This window comes from Pseudomonas sp. A125 (assembly GCF_055409485.1).
This window is the reverse complement of record NZ_JBUZVP010000039.1, coordinates 40,549-49,323: the sequence shown is the minus strand read 5'-3', so window position 1 is coordinate 49,323 and position 8,775 is coordinate 40,549. Positions and strand designations below refer to the sequence as shown.

Here is an 8,775-nt window from a genome sequence, read left to right as displayed (position 1 = left end):
CCGACCTTGGTCTCTGGCTGACCCATTGCCGCCATCGCCAGCCGCAGCTTGGCGGCGGTCATCTTGAACGGCCGGCCGCCTTTCCGCCCGCGCGCGCGGGCCGAGGCTAGGCCGGCAATCGTGCGCTCCGCGATCAACTCGCGCTCGAACTCGGCCAGGGCGGCGAAGATGCCAAAGACCAGCTTGCCGGCGGCGGTCGTGGTGTCGATGGCCGCGCCGTGCCCGGTTAATACCTTCAAGCCGATGCCGCGCCCAGTCAGGTCGTGCACGGTGTTGATGAGATGTCGCAGGTCGCGTCCGAGCCGATCCAGTTTCCACACGACCAGTGTGTCGCCAGTTCGCAACGCCTTCAGGCAGCTCGTCAAGCCGGGCCGATCCTCGCGCATGCCGGATGCCTGGTCCTCGTAAAGATGTACTGGATCGACCCCGGCGGCAATCAGCGCGTCGCGCTGCAAATCGGTAGCCTGGGAGCCGTCCGCCTTCGATACCCGCATGTAGCCTATCAGCATGTCGTACCTGTCACATATACGTTCGATTATGTGACAGTTTGAGTCGGAAAGCTCTGGCCGTCAAAAATTGTCACTTAACCCGTTATTTAATTTAAGACATGCAAAGGATTCATCAAGCTCATAATGTGACAAAAATTCCGGGGAATCCGCTCGTTGGTAAACATGGCATTAAGTCTGCGTCGAAACCTGTGATCCCTACCCACAAGATCCTCTGACTTGCAGTTAATGCTGGTTGGCGACGATGGAATGCAGGTCGGTGTGGATCAATGCAGGTTCATTCGCAGCTAACGCTGGTTTGCCGGGCCGGACAGTCGCAGTTAATCCTGGTCGAAAACGGCGCTGATTGCAGGTCGGAACGTTTTCGTTTGCAGGTCGTTACAGCTACCGCGCAAGCTGCTCATGCACAAGCTCCAAACGAGAGCACGCCAGCGTCGACCGCTGCCTCCTTCGCTTCCCAGTTCTACGGTGTCGATGCTTCTGTAGTAGACGTGACAATCACCAAGCAGGATTTGTACACAGCTACAGCAACTACCAAAGCCCCAGGGCAAGCTGTCTGCTCGCTTGAGCTGGCAGTGGTACCTGACGGAGCGAACACCAACTGGGCGCTCGGCAGTTGGGCCTGTGACAAGCAGCCAGCTTCTTAACCACATACAGCAAGGGCAGGGCCGGGATTGATAGTCGCCGGTCCTTCTCGACGATTGCAGCGAAGGTGTGTTCAAAGATGGAGAAGGCGATGAATAATTATTCCGAATGGGAAACGGCTGTTGTCCAGCAGCTCGCTGAATCAATGGAGATCAGCTATTCAGACGCATCAGGCGTGGTGGAAGCCCAGACCTTTCACATACAGCAATCTTGGGTAAAGGGATTGGACGCAACTGATACTGCCCGCAAGGTGCTCTCAGAAATTAGGTAGTAACAGTGACAAGCTGACCAAGGAAAAAAGCTATGAACCTATCACCTAAACATCTGACCTTTGATGCGATGTATTCGGCTTACACCGCCGTGCTCCATAGCCAACCGGGCAAGGCGCTACGTCTGCCTGACGGCGGGGCCATCTTCCTCGAAGATGGTGAAGTCTATGCCGTGACATTGAACGAAGCTGGTGAAGTAGAAATGGAAACTGCAGGGTGTATTAGTCCTGTCGCATGGGACGATGATCGCGGTTGCTGGGATTGCGACGAAAGTGCTGAAGTTTGCGCTTCGGCGGTTAACTTCCCAGTTTTTGTCAGCCTCCCGGCTTGACTATGAGTTCGTACTCAATACTTAACCTTATACGTAGGTGAATCCTCCGGCCGCTGGCCGCGCCGATCATACAGTCGCGTTGTGCTGATGTTCGCGTGACCCAGCCACATCTGAACCTTCGCGATGTCAGCATCATGGTCCAGGGCGTTTGTCGCGGCCGTAGCGCGCAACCCATGCACGCCCAGGCCGTCGACCTCGATGCCAGCAACACGCGCCCAATACGCCACCACCGTATAAAGCCCATTCGCTGTAACTCCAGCACCGGTGGTTTTGCCCCGGACGGAACGGAATAGCGGTCCCGATGATGTATCTCGGGCACTGTCGAGCTCCAGGTACGCATAGATCCGCTCAGCAGCAACTGGGTGGAGTGGGAGGAAGCGAATTTTCTTCCCCTTCCCATGCACCCGAAGATGCTTTATGCCTCGGCGCTCCACCAGGTCACTCGTTGTCAGTCTTGCCGCCTCTTCCCGTCGAAGCCCGTGGTACAGCAATACAGCCAGGATCGCCCGATCCCTCACTCCCTTCACGGTTTCTGTATCAGGAGCGTCCAGCAACCTTTTAGCCTGGTCGTCACCGAGTGCCGGCGTTTTCCCTTCGTTGGTTTCGATCTTGGGTCGCTTGACCCCATGCACAGGGTTCCCACCGGCAACGGCATTGTTCTCCAGGAGATGATCGAACAGGCTGGCCAGCGCGGCCAGTTTGCGCCGGATCGTGGCCCCGGCCAGGCCCCGAGTTTCCAGCTGGGCACGCCATGCCAGTACATGTGCGCGAGTAACAGCACGGAACTCATCGGCGCCGGTGAGGCCGACAAAGCTGCAGAAGTCTTCCAGGTCATTCTGATAGGCACGTCGGGTACGTGGGTTGTCGATATTGGCAAACCACTCGACTGCAGCTGGCACACTGGCCAACTGCTGGAACTCAGCGGAAGTTAGTCGACGTCCACCGGCGCCGCCCGAACTGACGAGCTCGCTCATAACTTCTGCCTCGCTATGAACCCAGCCTCGATCTCGGGCCAATCCGGCGAGGCCATCATCTCGCGGATCTGCCGCTCGTGTGCCAGCTCGGGCACCAGATGCTGCCAGCGCTGTTTGGCGGCATCAAGCTCAGTGTCAGTGCGCAGTTGATCTTCTATCAGCGCACCGGCTGCCAAGAACCGCTGACGAGCCAGGCTCCAGAATCCGTTAGAGGCGCCGTACTGGTAAAGCGGCACGATGGGCACCTGGTGCTTAAGCCAAAGGCACCAAAGCACCCCCAAGCCAAACCCTTGGCGCTGATGTTGCAGCTCGATGTCAATCTTGTTGATGTACACGCGGTCATCCAGCGGATTGATGCCGTAGCTGACATATCCGACGCGCTGGCCACCGACCTCGATGTCATCCACAAAGTCGGTACCGGGAAAAACAAAGTTGCCGCGATGGGATTCCTGCCGTCGATTCACCAGGTGAACGCGGGAGGCTTGTTCATTCAGAATTTTGGCTTGGCGTCTATGGAAATAGTCGCGGATGGGGTCAAAAAGTGCCATGCGCCCTTCTGCCTCTAAAAGTGGTGATAACGTATTTTATCACCATAAATAGGGAAAGGTTCAGATCAGCTTTCGAGACTGGCGTCTAGCTGAGATTTTTATGATTTTGCGTGTACGTATTCAGGAAACGCTTCTTCAAATTCTGGATCTCCAAGCGCGATACGTGTCATTGCCACCACGGCAATCGTCCCTTTGATCTCGCCGGTCGAGGCGTCGTGTTTCAGGCGAACTTCTGCGGAGGAACTGCTAAATGCCCAGGCTTCTACGTAGGCTATGTAGGCAAGTGAGGTTTCGGCAGTCTGGTCATCGTGGCCCATAAACCCTCTCGGAATCGGCAGGTAAACACTACTGGCTAGGATCGGATATGCCTGCACCTTCGGACAGGTTACAGGCCATGAATTTCATCGTTCATAAAGCAGATTAAATCACTACCCAGTTGCCTTGTGAGTCGTGCTTTTGATGCAGCACTGGGGACAGCTTTGTAAAACGAAAACTCATGTTCAGACGAGTATTGACGAATAATCAAATGGGTTTTTACCAAGCGCTTTAACTGACGTAAGCGCGTGACTTCATCAACCATTTGACTTATTGCAGCAACGAACCACTCATCAGGATCGGCTGGTTCTGTACAGACTTGACCAGCGAGGCTTGGCGTCAGTTGGTACCCTTTCGATTTAAGGCTGCTCACGAGAGCGACTTGTTTATCAATAGGTACATCGCAAGCTGTAACAGCACCATTTCCAGTGTTGCTGACTGTGCCTATTTTCTTGTTATCGCAGTAGACTTTGCATGACCAAGCAAGCCCGTGACTAGTCTCCTCTTCACTGTATCCTTTCAATGTAAGCGCAACAGCCCTGAATGCCTTTATGTTCTCATACCCTTTCATAGTCACCTCCGTGGACATCGGTGTCCATTATATCTGGTTTCTTCCGTATTGTAGGCATTATACGGAACGCGGGGGCTAAATAAAAAGCCCCCGTTGCCCTAAATGATCGTGTGTATGCAAAAAACTGACAGTACCACCATCATTATCAAGCTGATAATAATAGGTTTTTTGATTCGCACCTGCCGATTGCTTGCAAGAGTTACGATAACCACTGCAGAACTGATTAGTGGTACCAGCCATCCAACAGGAGCTTTCATCAATATCGAAATAACTATCTCAAGAGGATTGCTTGACTGATGAGTTGAAGCCCAGAAAGGCATGTTGCCGCTGCCAAGAATAAATCCAGCAGTTAGGCACAGCGCTCCGAATGCAATTAATCCAACACACACCCAACCCCAGGCTTGCCAACGGGCAGTGTCTGCTACTTTCATAGCAACAAGTTGACTTGTTTGGGCAACAGCAGAAGACAGTGTACTTAATGCTTTTTTACTTTCAGCATCAACTATTTCAGCAATCAGTTCACGTTGCTTTTCGATAACTACATCTACCTGGCCTGCAATCAGAGCCGGATACTTGCTATATAATGTGTCGTACGATTCCAAAGCCATCAGAATCATCCACATAGCATCATTATCACGTATGTTGAGTGCGTTTTTCACACGGTATAATCGTTCGACTTCTTTGTCAGAAGGCTGACGACCGAGTAACGCTTTAAAACTACTTTCGATGTCATCCATCGATCACCTCACCAATCATTCGTGCCGCATCACGCCGCCACCTTGATAATTCGGCACGATTGCCGATAGGAAGTTCGATCATTGCTTGTGAAACCGACAACCGTTTGCTGTAGAGATCATCACTAACCCTGTCCGCAAGATCTGGTAGCAAAAGAGATTTTCCACCTTCACTTTCAATCATTTCCCGTGTTTTAGAGAAATTGTAGAGTTCAAACTTCTGCTCGTTACCGAAGTATCCGTTTCGGATCACATGAACCTTCGTACCAGGCAGAGCGTCTCGATACTCTTTTAGGAGTTCCAGGCTGTCCCTCTGACGATTGATCACCCATAGCGTTGTCAATTCACGGCCCAGCTCCACGAGTGTGCTATTCAGTGTCTCGCCATATGCAACAACACCTTTGTTATTTCGTGCTGCTGTGTTGATCACTACGACATGATCTTTGAACTCATCGCAGGCGTTTACAAGATCAATCCAGCCATTTGCATCATCAAGGTCAATCAGTCGAGTTTCAATTTGATCCTTGTACATTTTCCAAACGTCTGGATTAGATGTGTCCGATTCAATAAGCAGAACCTTCACGCCTGCTTGTTCGAGCGCATCAACGAGGGCAATCGTAGTGAAGGTTTTCCCTACACCGCCTTTACCCCCGCCAACGAAATAAATATCACCTTTTTTAGCTTCTTTAGATTTCATCAGTATCGTCCTTAGGTGTGAAACTACCTGGTGGAACCGGAGTTACTCCGGTTGAATTTTTCGTGCTGCTCGCTGGTTTGGATTCGACCCCAGGAACGGCTTTTTCAGATGCTTTTTTCTTGTCCCCACGGCTGGTGGTTGCTGATGATCGGCGCGGTTTATTGGTTGACCGAGAATTCGACTTCGCTGGAGAAACCTTCACCTTCGTGAGATAGCTTTTCAGCGTCGTAGGAGCGATCTCCAATCCACTCTCCCTGAGGATCTCTGTAATTTTCTCGATGCTGTACCCTCGAGACTGCAAGTCTCGAATAGACGAAGCCATCATCCGTATTGCTTCAAGATTTGAAATCTTTCGATCTGGATCTTCCACCTGAGGCATCTCCTCAAGCTTTCCCTTGAGTATCTCAATCTGCGAAACGCTGATCGCCATTCGCCTTTCCTCGAAACGTGCATTTACCCCGATTGTATGGGCATCTCTTGCGCAGTCAAGGTCCGTACGATAGCCTGCATACGAAATGCGGTCTAGAATTTAGGACAGGGTAGGGTTTGTACTCCCGCCATAAATGGCGTACGTACAACCGGCCTCGCTGCAGTCGTTTCACTCCCTTGCGCGGCCTACCTCCCTGCTCAGGGCTACGCCCCGAGACCCCTTGAACAGCGAAGGACCTATTTATGAGTACGAGTGAACAGCGGCGTCGAACCGGCCGCCTGCCACCTATTAGGTGTTTTGAGGATGAGGAAGAAATCGTTAGGCAGAAAGCCCATGACTGCGGCCAGAGCGTGGGGCAGTTCATGCTTGCGACTGCTCTGAATAGGCGCACGCGTAGCAAGGTCGACGGGCACATCCTCAACGAGCTGCGGAGGCTTGGGGGCCTTCAAAAGCACCTGTACAACGAAAGCGGGGGCAGGCATTCCAAGGAGTTGGCAGAGATTCTTGTTGAGCTGAAGCAAGCCATCATAAGGATTGGTTCTTAATGCTCGCCAAAGTCCCACCGCGCAGGGCTGATGGTAAATCCAGTTTTGCCGATTTGGTCCAATATGCGACACAACGAGACGATGAAAAAAAGGAACTGACTGATGAGCTCGATCCAGGCTACAGCCGAAGAGACAACGCAATTCTTGAGTCTGCTAGAGCGCATCTCGAAAGAGCAGCAAACAATCTGCGAGCGACTGGACGAATTAGCCTTACTGATGCAGATGCCATCAGAGGGCGTCTTGGAAGTGCTCGAAGGGCTCTTGATACCGATGGGCGTAGACATGTCACGTCTCAACACGAAGTTCCAGGAGACGCTGACCGAAGTGGTAACCAACAGCTCCAAAAGGTAGATTCCGATGAACATGAAAGAAGCATTGCCGCTGCTCGAAACCATCTTGCAACAGCAGCAAGTTATCTCCGACAAGCTACAAGAAATCATCCTGACTTTGCGGCACGAGCCAGAGCCCGTCGAACCGCAATTGCGTTTCATGCTTCAGCCTCTCAACGAAGGAATCGAGCAGATGAACAAGCAGCTCTAGCCGAACTAGAAACAGGCTCTTTGTTAGGTGACTCGATCAACGAGAAATCGTCTTCAGGCGTTTCCTGTCAGCACAACTGTTTGAGTCTTGAAACAGCTGCAGCTGAGATGAGAGCAGTTGCCGCTCAAAATGCCAGAGTTAAAGATCCTGTTTACCATGTGATTTTGAGTTGGCCATCTGACGAATTTCCAACTGATGAGCAGGCTTTTGCTTCTGGTCTTCATGCCATGGAAGCTGTAGGCATGAAAGATCATCAATACGTGTTTGCGATTCATCACGATACCGATAACGTACATCTCCATATGACCGTAAATAGAGTTCATCCTGACTCGTTCAATGCTGTGTATCCGGACCGTGATTATTTTCGTCTGGATTATGCAATGCGTGAGCTGGAGTTGCGGTACGGCTTGAAACACGACAATGGACCTAATGTCGTTGTTCATGAAAATGGAAGTCCTATTATTCAGTGGGCGTCCAGTAAGGCAAAACAGCAGGGCAAGATACCAACAAAGGCTGCTGACATGGAGCGTCATGCAGATCAACAAAGTCTTCACTCCTATGCCCGTGGCGAACCACGTAAGCAAATTGCTAAATTGCTAAAATCAGAAAAAATGACATGGCAAACACTCCATGTGCAATTAGCTAAATTTGGACTGGGTATTCGTCCTAAAGGTCGTGGGCTTGCAATCTTTGATTTTGATGATGTCTCAGCGACAGGAATTAAAGCAAGCGACATGCACGAGCAGTTGTCACTAGCGCGTCTGGTTAAACGACTTGGTGAATATCAAGAGCGAGAGTTGCCTAAAGACTTTGTGACCGCCTCTGCTTACAATAAATTCGCTAGCCCTAAGCGCGATCCTATTGAGCGGCAAAATCGCCGTGAAGAGCGTGCACAGCTTCGTAAAGCGACACGGGCACGTTATGATGCATACCGTGTTGCGTTTGTTACACGCCGAATTGATAAAGAGTGGGTCAAGCAACAATTTATGATGATCCGCGATCAAGCCCGCCAGCAACGGGCAGATATAAAGTCACGAATCAAACATCCACTTGATCGTAAAGCATTCTACAGTATTCTTGCTTTTGAAACATTAAGGTCGCGTGAGGAACTCAAGACTAAAATCCAATTGTTACGTCGCGAATTAAAGAGTGATCCTTCGAATAAGAAGCTTACATTCCGTGAGTGGGTAGAGCGTGAGGCTTCTAACGGCGATCCTGGTGCGATTAGTCAGTTGCGTGGATTTACCTATGGCGATAGACGCAAAGCGAATACGGAAGGTAATGCGATCATTTTTGCAGGGGATGTTGATCCTACTTCAAGTTCAAATTTGTTTTCCGCTGGCACTGTCCGCCGTGATGGGGCCGTAGTTTTTCGTAGGGGTGAAGGAGATCCGGGTTTTGTGGATCACGGCGGGAAGGTTTCTTTCCCTGGAGGCCTCCTCGACGACGAGCTGCTCGCCCATGCACTTGATGACACGCGTACTCGGTGGGAGCGGCCTATTGAGATAAAAGGTACCCCCGAATTCGTTGACGCGGCTTTAAAGGCACTCATTGAACGTGGTTACTCCGGTGATCTAGCCGATCCGACCTTGAACGCTCGGCTCAAAGCTTTGGCTGACCAGCAGGCCGTGGCGAAGGCCAGGCCTATAAAACGCGGGCCACGTGCATAA

12 protein-coding genes are annotated in these 8,775 nt (G+C 51.5%); 4 read left to right on the top strand and 8 right to left on the bottom strand.

Annotated features, from left to right (window positions below):
• The coding region (locus tag ACZRN6_RS32975) for a recombinase family protein (RefSeq protein ID WP_464009750.1) at positions 1 to 509 on the bottom strand (509 nt) is incomplete at its 3' end.
• Between the two features lie 733 nt (positions 510 to 1,242).
• Between ACZRN6_RS32975 and ACZRN6_RS32970 the strand changes: the two genes are divergently transcribed.
• A complete protein-coding gene (locus ACZRN6_RS32970) occupies positions 1,243 to 1,422 on the top strand; it encodes a hypothetical protein (protein WP_217648984.1) in 180 nt (59 codons plus the stop codon).
• Between the two features lie 32 nt (positions 1,423 to 1,454).
• Entirely contained in the window at positions 1,455 to 1,751 is a 297-nt protein-coding gene (locus ACZRN6_RS32965) for a hypothetical protein (protein ID WP_047741491.1), read from the top strand.
• A 14-nt stretch (positions 1,752 to 1,765) separates the two neighbouring features.
• Here the strand turns inward: ACZRN6_RS32965 and ACZRN6_RS32960 are convergent, their stop codons facing one another.
• The 7 genes from ACZRN6_RS32960 to ACZRN6_RS32930 all read right to left on the bottom strand — a co-directional run bounded on the left by ACZRN6_RS32960 (position 1,766) and on the right by ACZRN6_RS32930 (position 6,020).
• Positions 1,766 to 2,725 (bottom strand): tyrosine-type recombinase/integrase, encoded by a 960-nt coding sequence (locus ACZRN6_RS32960; RefSeq protein ID WP_047741493.1) that lies wholly within the window; start codon positions 2,723 to 2,725, stop codon positions 1,766 to 1,768.
• Positions 2,722 to 3,273, bottom strand: coding sequence for a GNAT family N-acetyltransferase (locus ACZRN6_RS32955; protein ID WP_071667625.1), 552 nt, complete (start codon positions 3,271 to 3,273; stop codon positions 2,722 to 2,724). Before ACZRN6_RS32955 ends, ACZRN6_RS32960 begins: the two co-directional genes overlap by 4 nt.
• A gap of 98 nt (positions 3,274 to 3,371) precedes the next feature.
• A complete protein-coding gene (locus ACZRN6_RS32950) occupies positions 3,372 to 3,590 on the bottom strand; it encodes a hypothetical protein (protein WP_106118768.1) in 219 nt (72 codons plus the stop codon).
• Positions 3,591 to 3,658: 68 nt separating this feature from the next.
• The gene (locus ACZRN6_RS32945; RefSeq protein ID WP_122433202.1) at positions 3,659 to 4,159 is read right to left on the bottom strand and encodes a hypothetical protein; all 501 of its coding nucleotides are present in this window, start codon (positions 4,157 to 4,159) and stop codon (positions 3,659 to 3,661) included.
• Between the two features lie 98 nt (positions 4,160 to 4,257).
• A complete protein-coding gene (locus ACZRN6_RS32940) occupies positions 4,258 to 4,896 on the bottom strand; it encodes a hypothetical protein (protein ID WP_106118769.1) in 639 nt (212 codons plus the stop codon).
• A complete protein-coding gene (locus ACZRN6_RS32935) occupies positions 4,889 to 5,590 on the bottom strand; it encodes a nucleotide-binding protein (RefSeq protein ID WP_122433201.1) in 702 nt (233 codons plus the stop codon). The genes ACZRN6_RS32940 and ACZRN6_RS32935 overlap by 8 nt, the downstream gene beginning before the upstream one ends.
• Entirely contained in the window at positions 5,580 to 6,020 is a 441-nt protein-coding gene (locus tag ACZRN6_RS32930; protein ID WP_106118764.1) for a hypothetical protein, read from the bottom strand. The genes ACZRN6_RS32935 and ACZRN6_RS32930 overlap by 11 nt, the downstream gene beginning before the upstream one ends.
• Positions 6,021 to 6,262: 242 nt before the next feature.
• Here ACZRN6_RS32930 and mobA point away from each other — a divergent pair, with 242 nt between their 5' ends.
• Together mobA and traI are read left to right on the top strand one after the other, a co-directional pair.
• Positions 6,263 to 6,565 carry a plasmid mobilization protein MobA gene (mobA, locus tag ACZRN6_RS32925; protein ID WP_016355642.1) on the top strand — a complete coding sequence of 101 codons (303 nt, stop codon included), beginning with the start codon at positions 6,263 to 6,265 and terminating at the stop codon, positions 6,563 to 6,565.
• Positions 6,565 to 8,775 (top strand): TraI/MobA(P) family conjugative relaxase, encoded by a 2,211-nt coding sequence (traI, locus tag ACZRN6_RS32920; protein WP_198832865.1) that lies wholly within the window; start codon positions 6,565 to 6,567, stop codon positions 8,773 to 8,775. The genes mobA and traI overlap by 1 nt, the downstream gene beginning before the upstream one ends.